This is a genomic window from Pseudomonas sp. FDAARGOS_380 (assembly GCF_002591235.1).
In the GTDB taxonomy this organism is placed as follows: domain Bacteria; phylum Pseudomonadota; class Gammaproteobacteria; order Pseudomonadales; family Pseudomonadaceae; genus Aquipseudomonas; species Aquipseudomonas salmasensis.
The window spans coordinates 2364137-2383483 of record NZ_CP023969.1; the positions used below are offsets into that span (position 1 = coordinate 2364137).

The following is a 19347-nucleotide window of genomic DNA, read 5'->3' on the forward strand; positions in this document are numbered from 1 at the left end:
TTATGAAATGAATATATCAAACCTCTTCTGGGTTGCCCACGTAAGGTACGTTTGTTTCTACAATCTCAAAGTTAAACGGAATTGATTTTCTTCCTCCATGTGTAACAAGAAAGGAGTGTGAGAATGAGTGGTCACATGCTACGTAATCGTAGTCCTGAACCAGCCCTCGCTCACTTTGGAGACAAAGCTGCTGGCTGGTGGCGCCTGGGAAATCATCAAGTGTCATTACTTGGTTGTGATTGTTTGGATTTACCAAGTTGAATGATACTCCGTTGTCTCCAGCTAATAGCCAACCATTTGATTGATCTATCACTTTTCCATAGTGCGTTCCTTGCTCACGAACGTAGATGATGTATTTGCCATTTCTGTAGCGAAAATAAAAGAGGTCACCCTCGTTTGTGTACAGTTTATCGTTCAAGCATAGGTATTGGCTTGGTTTTAGGCCTGCAAAGCCACTAACGCCCTGCACTGTAGTTGGTCTACCTCTGAAATTTGCGGTAAACGAAACTGCCTCTAATGTAAGCTCATAGAAACACACGGCGAATGTGTTATGTGACAGGCGTGCAGTAAACGATTTTTGGCGATCGGTGCTCATGGCTTTGTCTCTCTAAAGTTGGCGATGATTGCGATTGTATGCAGGATGTTTTTGATGTCTGCGAAATAAAGGTAAAATATTTTTTAGGTTGGGGTACCTGTGAAAATTGACAGTTATTTATAATTTTTTGCTATTGGTGATATTTCCGTACTTATTTTGAGTGTGTAATTTTGATAGCTGGTGAACGCTGCCGGTCGATTTTTGCTCGCCAAAAAACCGCAAGAGTGCGGTTTGTTGTATAGCTTGCCGATAAAGTATCGAAACTACGGTTTTTCAATGACTCGAACTACATCACTCACATCCCGCACCAGAATACGTGCGGTATTGGCCACGTTATTCAGGTCGCGCTCGGCGAAGTCCGGCAGGCTGGAGCACGCCATCAGGTTTAGGTGTTCCAGAGCGGCGTTGAGACGTTCGCGCAGGCAGGCGTGGAGGTCGAGCAGTGGGGCTTCGCTGTCGATCAACAGTACGGGGTAGTCGGTGGCGGTTTCTGTGCAGGGGCTAAAGAGGCGATGTGGCTTGTCGCAATGGTGCTGTAGGACCCGCACAGGATCCTCAGGCCACACAGAACCTTTGTGGGAGCGGGCTTGCTCGCGAATGCGGTGTATCAGTCAATATAGATTTTGGCTGATCCTGCGCATTCGCGAGCAAGCCCGCTCCCACAGGGGGGGCAGTGGCTTTAAGTGATTGGATTACTCGCGAAGGATCCTTGTACTCATCGGGCATTGCCTACTTGAAATGAGGCCAATCCCCTTACTCATGATCAATATCCAACTTCGCAAACGTCACCCGCGCGCCCTCATTGGTGTCGCCCGAATTGTCCTGCACGTACACCCCCGCCTTGAAGTACAACGGCTTGTCGCCCCAGGCCGCGCCAATCCGTTCATTCCACTCGCTGTCGGCGGCATACACGCTGAGCAGCCCGGCTTTATTTAGGTTGATCACATAGGTGAAGCTCTTCTCCAGCGGCACATTGGAGGCGACGATGATCACCCGGCTTTCGGCCTCGTCCGGGCGCATGCGCACCTTGGCGACGATGTTGCCGGTCTGGGTTTTCTCCTTGAATTGGTACTCCAGCTTGATCAACGGTTTCTGGCTGTCGTACGCGTGGATCTGGCCGATCACGATCTTGCCGGAGGAGGGCACCTGGTTGACCGTGAGAGTGGCGCGCAGGAAGTTGTCGGCTTCGGGGTAGGTCCAGTTGCGCAGGCGGCCGTCGGCGTAGGTTTCGCGCAGTTCGCTGCGTGGGTAGATGGCGTTTTCGGTGCGCGAGCCCGTCACAGGTGTCCAGAACTGCACGTCGCTGCCTTCGGCCTGGAAGTATTGATCGTTGAAGCCGCTCATCAGCCTTGGCGTTTCAATGGTCGTGGGTGGGGAGCCGACCGGAATGCTCAGGTTCCAGGTGGAAAGGTCGATCATGGTGTTGGCCTTTTTACAGAGGGTGTAGGCATTGGCCCAAAGGGCCTTCCAGGTTCTTTATAGGCGGTGCTGGTGAGATTGTTAAACAATTGCTGGCAATTTATTGGCGTCAGAGGAATGCCAAAAAGCCATGTTGCCCGTGAACCGCGGGCTACAGGGCCTTACCGTTAGTCGGCTTCCTGGCCTTTGGCACAATGATGGCCCCTACGTCACTTCTGCTTTTTTGGCCGCGCGGCTAGAGTGAGCCCTCAGTGTTTATCCGGCCTTGGTAGCAAAAGTGACCGGTGTAGCTCCCTAAGGAAGAGACGTAGCATGGATGGCGCTCCACAACACGACGATGCAATTTCGGTTCTTCTGGTGGTCGATGACTACCCGGAAAACCTCGTCAGCATGCGTGCGCTGTTGCAGCGTGACGATTGGCGTGTGATCACCGCCGCGTCTGGCCTGGAGGCCCTGGAGTTACTGCTGGCCCACGACGTCGACCTGGTGTTGCTGGACGTGCGCATGCCGGGCATGGACGGCTTTGAGGTGGCACGCCTGATGCGGGGCAGCCAGCGCACGCGCATGACGCCGATTATCTTTCTGACCGCCACCGCCCATTCGCCCGACGCGGTGCTTGAAGGCTATGCCAGCGGGGCGATCGACTACCTGTTCAAGCCCTTCGACCCGCATATCCTCAAGCCCAAGGTGCAGGCGTTGCTGGAGCACCAGCGCAATCGCCGTGCCTTGCAGCGCCTGAGCCATGACCTGGAGTTGGCCCGCGCCTTTAATGCCTCGGTGCTGGATAACGCCGCCGAGGGTATTTTGGTGGTGAGCGAAACCAGCGTGATCGAGTACGCCAACCCGGCCATTTCGCGGCTGTTGAATGCGACGATGGCTGAGTTGCAGGGCGAGAGTTTCCTCAGTTTTCTGCAAAAGCCCCATGTGCCAGCCTGGTTGGGTTTCCCCATGTACGAGGCGTATCGCCGGGGCGAGACGTGGCGCCAGCACGATGCCATTTTGCGCACCGGTCGGGGTCAGCAGGTGCCGGTGGCGTTGTCCTGTGCGCCCTTGCCTGCCGAGCAGAAGGCGATGGTGGTGACGGTGCTGGACATGTCTGAAGTAAGGCACTTGCACCAGCAACTGGAATTCCAGGCCGTGACCGACCCGTTGACCGGGCTGTTGAACCGGCGTGGTTTCCATCAGGCGATGGAGAACACCTTGCTGCGCAGCGAACGTAGCGAGCAGGCGCTGGTATTGCTGTACCTGGACCTGGATGGCTTCAAGCGGGTCAACGATACGCTGGGCCATGACGCCGGGGATCGCGTGTTGCGTTGGGTCTCGGAGCAAATGCAGGCGTGCCTGCGTTCCTACGACATTCTGGGGCGCATGGGCGGGGATGAATTCACCGCGTTGCTGGAGCTGGAGTTTCCCGAGCAGGCCGCGAAGATCGCGGAAAAGCTCATCGAACGGGTGTCTGTGTGCCAGCAGGTCGATGGGTTGGAGGTGATGCTTGGGGTCAGTATCGGCATCGCGACCTTCCCGGATTGCGGCTCGGACTTGGGCGGCCTGCTGCGGGCCGCGGATATTGCCATGTACGAAGCCAAGCGCGCCGGCCGTCAGCAGTATCGGTACTACGACCAGGAAATGAACGGCCGCGCCCGCTCGCGGCTGATGCTGGAAGACAGTGTGCGTACCGCCATTGCCAACAAGGATTTCACCTTGGTGTACCAGCCCCAAGTCTCCCTGGAAGACGGGCGTTTGCGCGGCGTCGAGGCGCTGTTGCGCTGGCAGCATCCCAGCGTCGGCGATGTGCCGCCGGGCCTGTTCTTGCCGCTGCTGGAAGAGGCGCGGTTGATCAACCAGTTGAGTGCCTGGATCTACCAGCAAGTCGCCGCTCAGCGCCAGGCCTGGCAAGCCATCTTCGACCCCGAACTGGTGTTGAGCGTGAGCCTGAGCAGCAGCCAGTTCAACATGCCCAACCTGGCCAACCAACTGCAGCAGATGCTGGAGCGGCATGGGTTACAGGCACGGCAACTGGAGGTGGAAATCGGCGAAGACTGCTTGATGAGTAATCTTGCCGAGTCTACCAAGCAACTTCAGTTACTGCGCCGGATCGGGGTGCGGATTGCCCTGGACGACTTTGGCTGCGGCCAGTGCTCCCTGGCCCATTTGCGCGACCTCAAGTTCGATACCCTCAAGCTTGACCCTCAACTGGTGGCGCGCCTGCCTGGCTCGGCGCGGGATGCGGCGATGGCGCGCAGCATCATCCAACTGTGCGAGCATTTTGGCGTGCTGGTGATCGCCGAAGGCGTGGAGAGCCTTGAGCAAACACAGTGGCTCAAGGCCAATGGCTGCGCGTATATCCAGGGGCCGTGGGCGGCGCTGCCGTTGATGGCCGAAGACGTTGCCGGCTGGTCGTACCCTCGCGCGCTTTGAATTCGCTACACTGGCGCCCGTCCCAATTGCGTTGCCGAGCCCATGACCGCGTTGAAATACCTCCAGGCCTACCCCGCCGCGCTCCAGGAGCAAGTGCGCCAACTGATCGCCAAGGACCAGTTGGGTGCCTATCTGGAACAGCGTTACCCCGAACGCCATGCGGTGCAGAGCGACAAGGCCCTGTATGCGTACGCCCTGGCCTTGAAGCAGGAGCACCTGCGTAACGCGCCGTCTATCGACAAAGTGCTGTTCGACAACCGCCTGGACCTGACCCATCGTGCCTTGGGTTTGCACACCACGATTTCCCGAGTGCAGGGCGGTAATCTCAAGTCCAAGAAAGAGATCCGCATCGCTTCGCTGTTCAAGGAAGCGGCCCCGGAGTTTCTGCGCATGATCGTGGTACATGAACTGGCTCACTTCAAGGAGTCGGACCACAACAAGGCGTTCTATAAACTCTGCCAATACATGATGCCGGGCTACCATCAGGTGGAATTCGACCTGCGTGTGTACCTCACCTGGCGTGATCTGCAGGGCAAGCCCTAACCCCAAGGCGACTGACCATGGATGTGAGCAAGACCAAAAGCAGCTTCTACCGCCGCCTGTACGTGGCGTACTTGATCGACAGCCAACTGGCCAGCAGCGTCCCGGCGCTGACCGAGGCCACCGGCATGCCTCGGCGTACCGCCCAGGACACGATTGCGGCGTTGGCCGACCTGGATATTGTCTGTGAGTTCGAGCAGGAGGACGGTGCGCGCAACCATGCGGGGCGCTATCGGATTCGGGATTGGGGGGCGATTGATCGGGGGTGGATCGAGGCTAATCTGGCGTCGATCAAGCAGGTGTTGGGCTATCCCTGAGTTCAGCGGTGGCAGGGCTGACGCTATCGCGGGCAAGCCCGGCTCCCACAGTTGAATGCGTTCCAATGTGGGAGCTGGCTTGCCTGCGATGGCGCCCTCAGAGGCGCCGCATACCGATATGTGGAATATCGTCCTCCAGGTATTCCTCACCCGCCACTACAAACCCATACCGCCCGTAATACCCCTGCAGATGCGCCTGAGCTGACAGAAAGATCGGTGTCTCGGGCCAGATTTCTTCAATCTGCTTGAGGGCCTCTTCCATCATCGTGTGCCCCAACCCGGTGCCGCGTGCCGATGGCGCAACGATCACCCGGCCAATCACCACGTCGCCGCCCTGGGACTCCGGGTCCAGCAGGCGCAGGTAAGCCACTAGCTCATTATCCTGCCAGGCCATCAGGTGATGGGTATCACCCGCCAGGTCTTGCCCGTCGATGTCCTGATACGCGCATTTCTGCTCGACGACAAATACCTCGCTGCGCAAACGCAGGACGGCATATAGCTGGTCCTTGCCCAAGTCGTTGTGATGTTTACAAACCCAATCAACCGTCATGATGTGTGCTCTTATAAAGACGTGCCTGGATAGTAAGCGTGACGGGCGCCGCTGTCTAAAATTGGCAAATGTGTGAATGGCGTCAATTTGCCATCATTCAGTGCGTGCGCCGTTGGCTGCTTTGTGTAATCTGCAATGCAAGCTTATTGATGAGCTACTGTTATCAGGCCACCGCCTGCCCGCCAAGGACTTTGAGCATGCCGCGATTGACTCGTGCCGTTGCTTTGATCGCAGTGCTGTTGCTGGCCCAGCCGGTGCTGGCACAGCGTCTGCGCCTGGTGGCGGATGGCTGGCCACCGTTCACCGATGCAACCTTGATCAATGGCGGCTTGGCCACCGATATCGTCAGCACCGCCCTGGCCCGTGCGGGGTACGCCAGTGATTTTGAGCAGGTGCCCTGGGCCCGTGCGCTCAAGGGCGTGGGCGATGGGCGCTACGATGTGCTGATCAACGCCTGGTACGACGAGGCCCGCACGCAGTTTGGCCAGTTTTCTGCTGAGTACCTGCTTAACCGTGTGCGCTTTCTCAAGCGCAGCGACGATGACATCGCTTATCAAAGCCTGGCCCAACTGCGCGACGAGACTATCGCCGTGGTACGCGGTTATGCCTATTCGGCGGCGTTCGATCAAGACACCCAGCTACAGAAAGTACCCGTGCACAACTTCGCCATGGCAGTGCGCATGCTCGCGGCGCGGCGGGTGCGGTTGACGCTGGAAGATGAATACGTGGCGCGTTATTACCTGGCTCGGGAGTCGCCGCGGGTGCGCAATACCGTGGCGTTTGTGGGCAAGCCTTTGAGCGAGAACAGCCTGCATATTCTGGTCAGTTTGAAGAACCCCGAGCATGCGCAGATTGTCGCCAGCTTTGATCGGGAGATTGCCAGGATGAAGGCTGATGGCAGTTATGCGCGGTTGATGAAGGCGCATGGGATGTAGGGTGCTTGCGGGCCTCATCGCGGGCAAGCCCGGCTCCCACAGTTGAATGCGTTCCAATGTGGGAGCTGGCTTGCCTGCGATAGCGGTCTAAGCCGCACCGGTATCCTTGATCAAATGCGCCGCCAACGTACGCAACGGCCCCAACTGCCGGCAAATCAACGCCAACTGCGTCTGTACCAACCGCTGCCCTTCGTCGATTTCATCAGGCATTTGCTCAAGCTCGGCGGCCAGCGCTTCCTCGGCATCACTCTGGATCGCAATCGACTGTTTGTTGGCCAGGCCGGTGGCGATCTCATCGATGCTCGCCGCGAGGCTGTTGCCCGCGCCTTCGATCAAGTGCTCACGCACATCGCTCGGTAGCGAAGTATCGCGATGCGCCCCCAACCCTGACAAATAGCTGAGCAAGGTGTGAGACAGCACCAGGAAGCGAAAACCCACATCGGCTTCCTTACGAAAGTGCCCCGGCTCCATCAGCATATTGGCCAGGGTGGTGGACAGCGCGGCGTCGGCGTTGTGGGCGTTGCGGCGGGCCAGGCGGTAAGCCAGGTCGTCGCTCTTGCCGGCGGCGTATTGCTGCATGATCTGGCGCAGGTAGATGCTGTTGCAGGTCAGGGTGTTGGCCAGCACTTTGTTCAAGCGCCGGCCTTGCCAGTCTGGCAGGAACAGGAACACCGCCAGGCCCGCGATCAGGCTGCCGAGCAAGGTATCGAACAGGCGTGGCAGGAACAGCCCGTAGCCATCGCCCACCTGGTTGAAGCAGAACAGCACCATCAAGGTGATTGCCGCCGTCGCCAGGGTGTAGCGGGTGGTGCGGTTGATAAAGAACACCAGGCCTGCGGCGATAGCGAACATCGACTGCACCACTGGGTTGGGGAACAGATCGAACAGCGCCCAGGCCACGGTGAGGCCGATGGCGGTGCCGATGATCCGCTGGCCGAGTTTGCGCCGGGTGGCGCCGTAACTCGGCTGGCACACGAACAGGGTAGTGAGGATGATCCAGTAACCCTGAGACGCATGGATGGCATGCAGGGTGGCGTAGCCGACGGTCAACGCCAGGGACAGGCGCAGGGCGTGGCGAAACAGCAACGAAGTGGGCGTGAGTTGGGTGCGCAGGCGCGTCCACATTTCCTTGAGGTTGCGCGGTGCGCGGTCCAGCAGGTTGCTGTCGGTGGCGTCGGCCAGGGCATCGGGGTTGCTGGCGTCGCCCAGCAGGCGGTCGAGCGTGGACAGGTTGGCCGCCAAGGCGCGCAAGGAGCGCAGCAGGCCACGCCAGGCCGGGTTGCTCTGGATGCGCAGGTGCTCCAGGGATGCGTTGAGGTCGCCCAGGGCTTGGGCAAAACTGTCGTCATAGATGAACGGTTGGCGCAGTTGGATCGACTCGGCCAGGGTCTGGCAGGCCTTGCCTTGCTGGCGCAGCAAGCGCTGGCAACGAAACAGCACATCGCTGTGGAAGAAGGCTTCGGTGAGGGCGTTGTAGGGGTAGTGGGAGGAACTGGCGCGCTCGTGGATGTCCTGGGCCAGGAAGTAGAGTTTCAGGTAACGGCTGACCTTCGAGCCCGGCCGGCCATTGCCGACGCGGTGCAGGATGATTTCCTTCGCGGCATTCAGCGCAGCCACTACCCGGCCATTTTGCTGGGCCAATTCCAGGCGCCGCGCTTCTACATCCAACTGCCGGATCGGTTCGAACAGGGAGGACTTGAGCTTGAGGTAACGCCCCAGCTCGCGGAACAACCGCGCCAGGCTCTGCTGCACCGGCTGGTTGGAAAACAGCGCCTGCCACAGCACCGACAACGCGCCGTACCAGGCGGCACCGGCGACCAGCAGCAGCGGCTCATGCCAAAAGTCCGTGACGGCGCCGCCGCGCTGGTCCACGCCGATCATGGTGTAGACCGACAGAATCAAGGTGGCCGAAGCAATCGCGCCATAGCGTTCGCCCAGCGCGCCGAGCATGGTCAGGCCGAAACTGGCCAAGGCCAGGGCGATGGCAAATATCCAGGGGTAAGGGAACAGCAGCTCCACCGACAGCGCGGCGATGCTGAAACACACCAGTGTCACCGCCAGCGCGTTGAGGCGGCCTTGCCAGCTGTCATCGGTCTCGGCCAGGGCGCTGGCGATAATCCCCAGGAACAGCGGGATCAGCAGCGTCATTTCATCCTGGTACCAACACAACGCCATGCTGCCGGTGAGGGCGATGAACACCCGTACGCTGTAGCTGAATTTATCCAGCGCCCACAGGCGCCGCATGGACTGCTTGAACGAGGTCGATGACATGAAGTCTGGAGTCTTCCGGGACATTGTCGCTAAATTGAGCCAGTAATGACGCCACGGCAAGCGCGGCGATCACATCGGACAGCAAAATGTTCAGTATCACTGCAAAACCAGCTCCCACAGGGGATTGCATTTCAAAGTGCAAGTCAGGCGTATTGCGCGGCCGCGTAGCCCGAGGCCCAGGCCCACTGGAAATTGAACCCGCCCAGGTGGCCGGTCACATCCAGCACTTCGCCGATAAAGTACAGGCCGGGGCTTTTCAGCGATTCCATGGTCTTGGACGATACTTCCCGCGTATCCACCCCGCCTAATGTCACCTCGGCGGTGCGATAACCCTCGGTGCCGGCCGGTACCAGTTGCCAGCTCCCCAGTTTTTGCGCGATATCGGCAATTTCAGCGTGGGTGTACTGCTTCATCGGCTTGGATTCGAACCAGCTTTGGGCCAGCAGGTTGGCCATCTTCTTGGTGAAGATCTCGCCCAGCAGGGTTTTCAACTCGCTGTTGGGGTGTTCGGCCTGTTGCTGTTGCAGCCAGGCATGGGCGTCGTGGTCGGGCAGCAGGTTGATTTCCACCGTGTCGCCGGAGTGCCAATACGAGGAAATCTGCAAAATTGCCGGCCCGCTCAGGCCGCGGTGGGTGAACAGGATGTTCTCGCGAAAGCTCTGGCCGTTGCAGCTCACCAGGCAGTCGACCGAGGTGCCGGACAACTCGCCGCACAGCTCCTTGAGCTGGTCGGTGATGGTGAACGGCACCAGCCCGGCGCGGGTCGGCAGCAGTTCGTGGCCGAATTGCTTGGCCACTTGGTAACCGAAACCGGTGGCGCCCAGTGTCGGGATCGACAAACCGCCCGTGGCGATCACCAGCGATTCACAGCGCAGTTCGCCCAGGGTCGTTTGCAGTTGATAGCCGCTTTCGAGCTTGGCGATGGCCTCGATGGAGGTGTCCAGGTGCAGGCTCACGCCTGTCTGGATGCACTCATCAAGCAGCATGCCGAGGATGTCGCTGGACTTGTTGTCGCAGAACAGCTGGCCGAGTTTCTTCTCGTGGTACGGCACGCCGTGCTTGGCCACCAGCCCGATGAAATCCCACTGGGTGTAGCGGGCCAGGGCGGACTTGCAGAAGTGCGCGTTATGCGAGAGGAAGTTGGCCGGCTCGGTGTACATGTTGGTGAAGTTGCAGCGGCCGCCACCGGACATCAGGATTTTCTTGCCGGCCTTGTTGGCGTGGTCGATCAACATCACTTTGCGCCCACGCCCGGCGGCGGTCAACGCGCACATCAAGCCTGCGGCGCCGGCGCCAATGATCACAACTTCGGTCGAGCGCACAGCCATGTCCTCACAAAAATATTGATCTGAAATGCAATCAACACTGGGGAGCTGGCTTGCCTGCGATAACGGTAGTGGATTCACCGTCGCTATCGCAGGCAAGCCAGCTCCCACATTGATTCGGTTCCTGCAATGGGAACTCGGTGTTATTACAAAATACGCACGCGCAGCGAACGGCCTTTGATCTTGCCGTCATTCAAACGCTGCAGCGCCTGCTTGGCGATGCCGCGCTCCACGGCCACGAAGGCCTGGAAATCAAAGATCGCGATCTTGCCGACCTGGGCACCCGGAATGCCGGCTTCACCGGTCAATGCACCGAGGATGTCGCCTGGGCGAACCTTGTCTTTACGCCCGGCGGCGATGCACAGGGTGCTCATCTGCGGCAAGAGTGGGCCACCGCTTTGTGGCTTGAGGTTGTCCAGTTGGTCCCAGTTCAGCGGCGACTTTTGCAGTTGCTCGATGGCCTGGGCGCGGTGGGCTTCGGACGGCGCCACCAGGCTGATGGCGATGCCGGTCTCACCGGCACGGCCGGTACGGCCTACACGGTGGATGTGAATTTCCGAGTCGCGGGCCAGTTCGACGTTGATCACCATGTCCAGGGCGTCGATGTCCAGGCCACGGGCGGCAACGTCGGTGGCCACCAGCACCGAGGTGCTGCGGTTGGCAAACATCGCCAGTACCTGGTCACGGTCGCGCTGTTCCAGGTCACCATGCAGGCCAACGGCGGAAATGCCCTTGGCGGTCAGGTGGTCGACGGTTTCCTGCACTTGCTGCTTGGTAAAGCAGAACGCCACGCAGGAGGCCGGGCGAAAGTGCGCCAGCACCTTGGTCACAGCGTCCATGCGCTCTTCCGGGGAGATCTCGTAGAAGCGCTGTTCGATCTGGTCGTCGGAGTGGAACGCTTCGGCCTTGACCTGTTGCGGCGCACGCATGAACTTGGAAGCGAGCTGCTTGATGCTCACTGGGTACGTGGCCGAGAACAGCAGGGTTTGGCGGCGCGGCGGGGTCTTGCTGATGATGTCTTCGATGGCGTCGTAGAAGCCCATGTCGAGCATGCGGTCGGCTTCGTCGAGGATCAGGGTGTTCAAGCCGTCCAGCACCAGCGAGCCTTTACGCAGGTGCTGCTGGATACGACCTGGCGTGCCGACGATAACGTGGGCGCCGTGCTCCAGGGAGGCGATCTGCGGGCCGAGGGACACGCCGCCGCACAGGGTCAGTACCTTGATGTTGTCTTCGGCACGGGCCAGGCGGCGGATTTCCTTGGCGACCTGGTCGGCCAGCTCGCGAGTCGGGCACATCACCAGCGCCTGGCAACCGAAGTAGCGCGGGTTGATCGGGTTCAACAGGCCGATGCCGAATGCAGCGGTTTTGCCGCTGCCGGTCTTGGCCTGGGCAATCAGGTCCAGCCCTTTGAGGATCACCGGCAAGCTTTGCGCCTGGATCTGCGTCATCTCGACATAACCCAGCGAGTCGAGGTTAGCCAGCATGGCGGCGGACAGGGGCAAAGTATTAAAAGCGGTGGCGATGGTAGTCACGGGACTGGCTCTGCAAAACAAAATGTCGCGCAGTGTACCAGTCTCGTGGGATTTTCCCCGCAAGTTCTCGACGAGACGCCCGTTAGTGCTCGATATCGTGCTCGCGGCTGACGACGCGTTTGCCGTCCTTGGGCGACAGTTGCAGGAAGATCGCCGCCGCCAGCATCGCCATGATGCCCACGGTGAGGAAGGTCAGCTGGAAGGCGCCCAGCACCGTATTCACCCCGTCATTGCCGGCTTCAGCGGTAAAGCCGCCGAGCAATGCACCGGCACAGGCCACGCCCAAGCTCAGGGACAACTGCGCCACCACCGACAGCAAGCTGTTGCCGCTGCTGGCCTGGGCGTCGTCGAGGTCGATCAGGGTGACGGTGTTCATCGCGGTAAATTGCAGGGAGTTGATGGCCCCCAGTACTGCCAGCATGCCTAACAGTAACGGGTAGGGCGTTTGTTCGCTGACCAGGCCCATGCTCGCCAGCATCAGGCCCAGGGCCAGGGTGTTGCCGGTCAGGACGATGCGGTAGCCGAGGCGCTCGATAAGCGGGCGGGCGATGGATTTGGCGAACATTGCCGCCGCCGCCAGCGGCAGCATGCTCATGCCCGCTTCTGACGGCGAATAGCCCAGCGCCACTTGTAACAGCAGCGGCACCAGGAACGGCAGTGCGCCGCTGCCCAGGCGCGCAAACAGGTTGCCGAGGATCCCCACGGCAAAGGTGCGCGTCTTGAACAACACCGGCGAGAACAGTGGGTTATCGATATGCCCGGCGCGCAGCCAGTACGCCGCCAGGCAGGCAAGCCCGCCGAACAACAGCAACATCACCCGCAGGTGCGGCAGGTGCAGTTCGCCCAGGCCCTCCATGGCGATGGTGATCAGCACCATCGCCGCGCCGAACAGCAGAAAGCCCAGGCCGTCGAAGCGCGTGCGCTCGCTGCCGCGCAGGTCGGGGATGAATTTCCAAACGGCATAGCAGCCGATCATGCCCACCGGCAGGTTGATCAGGAAGATCCAGTGCCAGGTCAGGTATTGCACCATCCAGCCGCCCATTGTCGGGCCAAGCAAGGGGCCGAGCAGGCCGGGAATGGTGATAAAGCCCATGATCCGCACCAGCTCGGAGCGCGGATAAGCCCGCAGCACCACCAGCCGCCCGACCGGCAGCATCAGCGCGCCGCCCAGACCCTGGACCACCCGTGCGCCCACCAGCATGCTCAGGCTACTGGACAGCGCACACAGCAACGACCCGATGCTGAACAGCATGATCGCGCCAAAGAAAATCTTCTTGGTGCCAAAGCGGTCGGCGATCCAGCCCGAGGCGGGAATCAGCAAGGCCACGGTGAGCATGTAGGCAATCACCACGCCTTGCATGCGCAGCGGGTTTTCCGCGAGGTCCTGCGCCATCGCCGGCAGCGCGGTGTTGAGAATCGTCCCGTCCAGCGACTGCATGAAGAAGGCAATCGCTACCACCCAGGGGAGCCAGCGGGCGGTCTTGGCATCGAGAGGGGCACGATTCGGCATGGGATCCCTTTTTATTAGCAGGCTATGTGTTGGCGATTATGCGCCATCCGTCGCCCCTTTTCCCACTGGCGGTTCGTCTATAGCTGACAAGCTCGCATGCTCGCCCACCAAGAAGTCCAGCAAGGCCCGGTGCACTGCCAGCGCGGCTTCGCGGGACTCCAGGTCCAGCAGATGGCCGGTGTGTTCGGCCACGGCAAAGCTGCTGCGGCCTACATAGTGTTTGAACAGCTGGGCCTCGTCGGCCGGGGTGTATTCGTCCAGCGCGCCGTTGAGAAAGTGCACCGGTGTTTCAATCTGCCTGAGCGCCGGCAAGTAGTTGCCATCGCCCAAGCCCAGCACCTGATGAATATGAAAGCGCGCCTGGCGGTACTCGGTGGTGGCCATGGTCGACAGGTGCCGATGGTTATTGCGCTTGAGGCGCGGCGACAGGTATTTGCCCACCGTTTCGTTGAGCAGATGGCCGACCGCCGACTTGTCATCAGCCTCGATCAGCACACGCACGCGCTCGACATACTCGAGCATCGCCTGGTTGAGGTTGGGCGCCAGGGCCATCACCACCGAGCTTTCGATGGAGGGCGGGTTGTGCGCCAGGGTCAACAGCGTGGAGATGCCGCCCCATGATGCCGAGACCAGATGGTTGACCGCAAAGCGCGCCACCAAGGCACGCAGGATTTGCACTTCGTCGTCCTTGGTAACCAGGTCGAGTTCGGTGTTGTGCTCGCGTGACAAGCCAGAGAAGGGCAAGTCGAACAGCAGCACATTGAAGTGCTCGGCCAGGCATTTACTGGTGCGGGCAAAGGAGCGCGTGGTGGACAGCGCGCCGTTGACCATCAGTACGGTTTTTCTGTGCGGGTCGTTACTCAGTTGCTCTACGTGAACGTTGTAGTGCTTGTACAGCTTCTCTATGACAAAACTTCCATGGTTCATCTCAAGACTCCAGCTTGCCTTTCCCAGGCAAGGTTATGCTCTCGTGGGCAGGGGTGGCGGGATAGACGTTTCTTTGCAGTGCAGGTTATTGCTCTGTAGGAGCGAGCTTGCTCGCGAAAAACGCCAACGATAACGCAGCGCTGACAGCCAGCCCGCAGTGTCTGTACGTTCTTCGCGAGCAAGCTCGCTCCTACGGTTTATAAGGTCAGCGTCAGGCGTTTTACCAAAGCGCCTGGCAACAGGTTGGAAGCGGTATTGCGCTGGCTGTAGGTACTGGCCGACAACAGCAGCTCCCGATCAGCAGTCAGCGCTTCCAATTGCGAACCGAGCAACTGATAGACACTGTCATCAAAGCGCATGGTGCTGACCGGCGCCTGGATCTCGCCGTTTTCCACCCAGAAGGTCGCAAAGCGCGTCATGCCGGTCAGACGCGCTGCCGGCAGGTCGGAGTAGTTCAGGTACCACAGGTTGCTGATATACAGCCCAGTGCCCAACTGCTTGAGAATATCGGCCTGGGCCAGGTTGCCGGCCGCCATTTGCAAGGCGCTGGGCGACTCGTCGCTGCTGGCGCCGTTGGTTTTCAAGCCGTATTCGGCGGCGCTGCGCGAGTTGATCAACTGCCCCTCCGCCTGGCCTGCGTTGATCAGGGTGACATCCTTGCGCGGGTAGCCTTCAGTGGAAAACGCCTGGCTCAGGGAGCCGCTGATCTGCTCATCCACCGTCACCAGCGGGCTCAGTGACTGATCACCCGCGTACAGGCGTTGCAACGAACTGCCTTTGCTGGCAATGGCCTGGGCCGAAAAACCACCCCAGGTGATGATGCTGATGATTTCTTCCAGCGCTGCCGGCGCAAGGTAGGCGCGATATTGGCCGGGCGCCAGGTTGTGCAGCGGGCGCCCGAGAAACGCCAGTTGCTCCCGGGCCTGTTGGAAACGTGCGGCGAAGTCAGCGCTGTTCCAGGTATGCCCGGCGTAGCTGGCTTTGACCGCTTCGCCATTGGCGTGGAACAGGCTGAAATCGAAATTGAAGCTGTTAGCCCGGTGCCAGCCGAACGCGCCCGTTGAGCTGGCGAAACCACGGCTGATGGGGCCTGCGGCGTAGAAACCGACCAGGTCCACGCCGTCGGCGGCCTGGCTGATATCGTTCAGCACTTGGGCCAGCTCCGGCAGCGGGCGCAGCTGTTCGTTATGGTTGTGCCAGGCGTCGGGGTTCAACAGCAGGTACGGGTCAGGCGGTAACAGCGGTAAGGTTTCGCGCAGTTGTTGCAGGCCATTCGCCAGGCGTTGGCGATCCAGCTCCGCTTCGCCCGACAGGGTGATACCCAGGTCGGCGTGGCGCCCATCGTTGATCAATTTGAGGTTCAGGCTGGCCTGCTGTACCTGGCCGGCCTGGCGCACCTGTGCGTGGTTGAAGCGCACGAACTCGGACGCTTCATCCGCGTAGCCGAGTTGAAAGTGTTCCTTGTCGGTGATGGCTTGCTGGAGCCAGTCCACCAGTGCCTTGAAGTGGTTCATCAGGCATCTCCCCCAAATACATCGACATTGCTGAATACACAGGCCGGCGACGCATGGCCGACGCGGATCACCTGGTTGGGTTCGCCCTTGCCGCAGTTCGGCGTGCCCAAGACCTTGAAGGTGCTGGCATCGCCCACCGCGCTGAGCTTGCGCCAGAACTGCGCGGAAATCGCCCGGTAGTTGGGGTTCTTTACCACGCCCTTGAGCTCGCCGTTTTCGATCAACTGGCCCCACTCGCAGCCGAACTGGAACTTGTTGCGCGCATCGTCGATGGACCACGAACGGTTGGTCGACATCAGGATGCCGCTTTCAATACCGCCCACCAGTTGCGCGAGGCTTTTATCGCCGGGCTCGATATTCAGGTTGGCCATGCGGTCGATGGGCGCACGGTTCCAGCCGCAGGCGCGGCTGTTGGCAACGCCTGGCAGGTTGGCGCGAAATTGCGACAAGGCCCCGCCCAACGGCTTGAGCAGCAGGCCCTCGCGAATCAGAAATTGCTTGCTGGCAGGCGTGCCGTCGTCGTCATGGCCGTAGCTGGCAAGCTGTTCGGGGATGTCCGGGTCGAAGGTCACGTTGAGCAACGGTGAGCCATATTGCAGGTGGCCGAAGTCGCTGGCCTTCACAAAACTGGTGCCGGCGTAATTGCGCTCGTCACCGAGGATGCGGTCCAGCTCCAGCGGGTGGCCGATGGACTCGTGGATCTGCAGGATCATCTGGTCGGGCATCAGCAGCAGGTCACGCGGGCCGTGGGGCGTATTCGGTGCGAGCAGCAATTGCAGCGCTTCGTCGGCCACTTTACGGGCGGCGCCCACCAGGCCGAAGCGCTGGATCACGCCGGCACTGCCTTGCTGGCCGAAGTTGGTACCGCCCAGGGTGCGGGTCTGGCTGTCGTTGCCGTCGAAGGCGGTGACGCTCAGGCCGGGGAACACGAAACGCTGGGCCTGACGCAATTGCGCGCCGGCGCTGTTGAGGTAGATCTGTTCGACCCGCGTGGTGCCCAAGCTGACTTCCCAACTCACCAGGCGCTCATCCTTGGGCACGGCGGCGGACTCATCGCCGAGCAATTGGTAGCAGTCGCTCAGGGACGGGAAGGGCTGGTCGAGGTCGGGCGACAGGTAGTCGGCGACGTCGCTGGACACCGGTTGCTGGTGCAGGTCGAGCAGGGCGTGGGGCTTGATCAACCGGGCTTGCTGTTCAGCACGCTCAAGGGCGGCTTGCAGGCCGGCAAGGGAAATATCGTTGGTCGCGGCGTAGGCTTCCACGCCGTTGAGGCGCACGGTGAGCATGGCGCCTTCGTCGTGGCCCAGGTGAGGCGGTTCGGCGACGTTCTTGCGCACCGACAGGTACTGGCCGGATTCGCGTACGTAGCGCAGGGAGAAAAATTCGGCGGTGGTGCGCAGGGCACCGAAGTGTTTCTTGAGCGTGGCGTGGTGTTCGAACATGGGGCCTTCCTTGTGGGCGGCTCGGCGCGGGCAGGCCAACAGAGTAGGCCCGGGCGGGGAGCTGATCAAGGGAGGTTTTGTTGTGTGATCGTTCCCACGCTCTGCGTGGGAATGCCACCCCGGACGCTCTGCGTCCGCTCTTGAAGGGCGTGACGCGGAGCGTCACAGGATGCGTTCCCACGCGGAGCATGGGAACGATCAACCGCGGTGTTTCAGTTACTGCGCAATCTCACGCAGCGGCTTGCCACGCACTGGCGCATCGCCTGCCACGTAGTAATCGGCAGTGCTGCGCGGCAATGGCTGGCGGCCACGGATCTTGTCGGCGATTTTCTCGGCGATCATGATCGTCGGCGCGTTCAGGTTGCCGGTGGTGATGATCGGCATGATCGAGGCATCAACCACACGCAGGCCCTGCATGCCATGCACGCGGCCTTCACCATCGACTACAGCCATCTCGTCGGTGCCCATCTTGCACGAGCAGGACGGGTGGAACGCGGTTTCGGCGTGCTCGCGGATGAACTTGTCCAACTGCTCATCGGTTTGCACGTCGATGCCCGGGCTGATTTCGCGGCCACGGTATGGGTCCAGTGCAGGCTGCTGCATGATTTCACGGGTCAGGCGGATGCCATCGCGGAACTCCTGCCAGTCCTGCTCGGTGGCCATGTAGTTGAAGAGGATGCTCGGGTAGTCCCGTGGGTTCTTCGACTTCAGCTGGATACGGCCACGGCTTGGCGAACGCATGGAGCCCATGTGCGCCTGGAAACCGTGCTCTTTCACACCGTTGCTGCCGTTGTAGTTAATGGCTACCGGCAGGAAGTGGTACTGGATGTTCGGCCACTCGAATTCTTCACGGGTACGGATAAACCCGCCCGCTTCGAACTGGTTGCTGGCGCCGATGCCGGTGCCGTTGAACAGCCATTCGGCACCAATCGCCGGCTGGTTGTACCAGAGCAGCGAAGGGTACAGCGACACCGGCTGGGTGCACGCATATTGCAGGTACAGTTCAAGGTGGTCCTGCAGGTTTTCACCCACACCCGGCAGGTCGTGGACCACCGGGATGTCGAGGCTTTCCAGCAGTTTGGCCGGGCCGACGCCGGAGCGTTGCAGCAGTTGCGGCGAAGCGATTGCGCCGCTGCACACCAGTACTTCTTTGCGCGCACGGGCTTCAACGCGTTCTTCGGCGGCGCCAATCAGGTAACGCACGCCCACGGCACGCTTGCCTTCGAACAGTACTTTGTCGGTGAGGGCATGGGTGACGATGGTCAGGGTCGAACGCTTTTTAGCCGTGTCCAGGTAACCGCGAGCGGTGCTGGCGCGACGGCCGTTCGGCGTGACGGTACGGTCCATCGGGCCGAAGCCTTCTTGCTGGTAGCCGTTCAAGTCTTCGGTACGTGGGTAACCGGCCTGTACGCCCGCTTCAACCATGGCGTGGAACAGCGGGTTGTTGCCCGCTTTCGGCGTGGTCACGCTGACCGGGCCGTCGCCACCGTGCCAATCGTTAGGGCCGATGTCGCGGGTTTCGGCTTTGCGGAAATACGGCAGGCAGTCCAGGTAGGTCCAGTCTTCCAGGCCCGGCAGCTTCGACCAATTGTCATAGTCCATGGCGTTGCCACGGATGTAGCACATGCCGTTGATCAGGGAAGAGCCACCCAGGCCCTTGCCGCGACCGCATTCCATCCGGCGGCCGTCCATGTGTGGCTCTGGATCGGTTTCGTAGGCCCAGTTGTAGCGGCGGCCTTGCAGCGGGAAGGCCAGGGCGGCTGGCATCTGGGTACGGAAGTCGAGGCGGTAGTCCGGGCCACCGGCTTCCAGCAACAGGACGGTGACGCCTTCGTCTTCGGTCAGACGGGTCGCCAGGGTGTTACCGGCGGAGCCGGCACCCACAATGATGTAATCGTATTCTTGGGACATGAATGTACCCTCTTTGAAGTATGGTCAGGTCTGGCGAGTGCTTCGCACTCGATCGCAGGCAAGCCAGCTCCCACATTTGATCGGGTTCACACAGAACAAATGTGGGAGCCGGGCTTGTCGAGTCGTCGCACCGCCGCGATG

The 19347-nt window shown here is 60.6% G+C and carries 15 protein-coding genes and 1 pseudogene; 4 read left to right on the top strand and 12 right to left on the bottom strand.

Annotation, left to right across the window (positions count from 1 at the left end; all coding sequences use genetic code 11):
- Window positions 1-16 precede the first annotated feature (16 nt).
- The 3 genes and pseudogenes from CRN80_RS30555 to CRN80_RS11140 form a co-directional block, all read right to left on the bottom strand.
- Window positions 17-595, bottom strand: coding sequence for a hypothetical protein (locus tag CRN80_RS30555; protein ID WP_138183513.1), 579 nt, complete (start codon window positions 593-595; stop codon window positions 17-19).
- Between the two features lie 241 nt (window positions 596-836).
- Window positions 837-1143, bottom strand: a pseudogene (locus tag CRN80_RS11135) (hypothetical protein); the annotation flags it as partial.
- Window positions 1144-1348: 205 nt separating this feature from the next.
- The gene (locus CRN80_RS11140; protein ID WP_098950152.1) at window positions 1349-2014 is read right to left on the bottom strand and encodes a polysaccharide lyase family 7 protein; all 666 of its coding nucleotides are present in this window, start codon (window positions 2012-2014) and stop codon (window positions 1349-1351) included.
- A 312-nt stretch (window positions 2015-2326) separates the two neighbouring features.
- Here CRN80_RS11140 and CRN80_RS11145 point away from each other — a divergent pair, with 312 nt between their 5' ends.
- Genes CRN80_RS11145 through CRN80_RS11155 form a run of 3 tightly spaced genes read left to right on the top strand, consistent with a single transcriptional unit; the run spans window position 2327 to window position 5289 of the window.
- A complete protein-coding gene (locus CRN80_RS11145; RefSeq protein ID WP_098950153.1) occupies window positions 2327-4432 on the top strand; it encodes a bifunctional diguanylate cyclase/phosphodiesterase in 2106 nt (701 codons plus the stop codon).
- A 42-nt stretch (window positions 4433-4474) separates the two neighbouring features.
- Window positions 4475-4975, top strand: coding sequence for a M48 family metallopeptidase (locus CRN80_RS11150; RefSeq protein ID WP_003194942.1), 501 nt, complete (start codon window positions 4475-4477; stop codon window positions 4973-4975).
- Between the two features lie 17 nt (window positions 4976-4992).
- Complete coding sequence (locus CRN80_RS11155) at window positions 4993-5289, top strand: helix-turn-helix domain-containing protein (RefSeq protein WP_057710268.1); 297 nt, start codon at window positions 4993-4995, stop codon at window positions 5287-5289.
- A 97-nt stretch (window positions 5290-5386) separates the two neighbouring features.
- On the opposite strand, the gene CRN80_RS11160 is transcribed toward CRN80_RS11155, so the two are convergent.
- Window positions 5387-5839, bottom strand: a complete 453-nt coding sequence (locus CRN80_RS11160; RefSeq protein WP_098950154.1) for a GNAT family N-acetyltransferase — start codon at window positions 5837-5839, stop codon at window positions 5387-5389.
- 197 nt (window positions 5840-6036) lie between these two features.
- On the opposite strand from CRN80_RS11160, the gene CRN80_RS11165 reads away from it, so the two are divergent.
- On the top strand, window positions 6037-6774 hold the full coding sequence (locus CRN80_RS11165; RefSeq protein WP_098950155.1) for an ABC transporter substrate-binding protein: 738 nt from the start codon (window positions 6037-6039) through the stop codon (window positions 6772-6774).
- Between the two features lie 87 nt (window positions 6775-6861).
- On the opposite strand, the gene yccS is transcribed toward CRN80_RS11165, so the two are convergent.
- From yccS to betA, 8 genes are all read right to left on the bottom strand, one after another.
- Window positions 6862-9045, bottom strand: a complete 2184-nt coding sequence (gene yccS / locus CRN80_RS11170; RefSeq protein WP_044271848.1) for a YccS family putative transporter — start codon at window positions 9043-9045, stop codon at window positions 6862-6864.
- A 143-nt stretch (window positions 9046-9188) separates the two neighbouring features.
- On the bottom strand, window positions 9189-10367 hold the full coding sequence (locus CRN80_RS11175) for an NAD(P)/FAD-dependent oxidoreductase (RefSeq protein ID WP_032897743.1): 1179 nt from the start codon (window positions 10365-10367) through the stop codon (window positions 9189-9191).
- Between the two features lie 149 nt (window positions 10368-10516).
- Entirely contained in the window at window positions 10517-11854 is a 1338-nt protein-coding gene (gene dbpA, locus CRN80_RS11180) for an ATP-dependent RNA helicase DbpA (RefSeq protein WP_232964675.1), read from the bottom strand.
- A gap of 130 nt (window positions 11855-11984) precedes the next feature.
- Entirely contained in the window at window positions 11985-13412 is a 1428-nt protein-coding gene (gene mdtD, locus CRN80_RS11185) for a multidrug transporter subunit MdtD (protein ID WP_032894917.1), read from the bottom strand.
- Between the two features lie 36 nt (window positions 13413-13448).
- Window positions 13449-14339, bottom strand: a complete 891-nt coding sequence (locus CRN80_RS11190) for an alpha/beta fold hydrolase (RefSeq protein ID WP_098950156.1) — start codon at window positions 14337-14339, stop codon at window positions 13449-13451.
- A gap of 197 nt (window positions 14340-14536) precedes the next feature.
- A complete protein-coding gene (locus CRN80_RS11195; protein WP_098950157.1) occupies window positions 14537-15853 on the bottom strand; it encodes a TldD/PmbA family protein in 1317 nt (438 codons plus the stop codon).
- Window positions 15853-17295: a TldD/PmbA family protein gene (locus CRN80_RS11200; RefSeq protein ID WP_098950158.1), complete on the bottom strand. Its 1443-nt coding sequence runs from the start codon at window positions 17293-17295 to the stop codon at window positions 15853-15855. Before CRN80_RS11200 ends, CRN80_RS11195 begins: the two co-directional genes overlap by 1 nt.
- Before the next feature lie 216 nt (window positions 17296-17511).
- Complete coding sequence (gene betA / locus CRN80_RS11205; protein ID WP_069557084.1) at window positions 17512-19206, bottom strand: choline dehydrogenase; 1695 nt, start codon at window positions 19204-19206, stop codon at window positions 17512-17514.
- Between the last annotated feature and the right edge of the window lie 141 nt (window positions 19207-19347).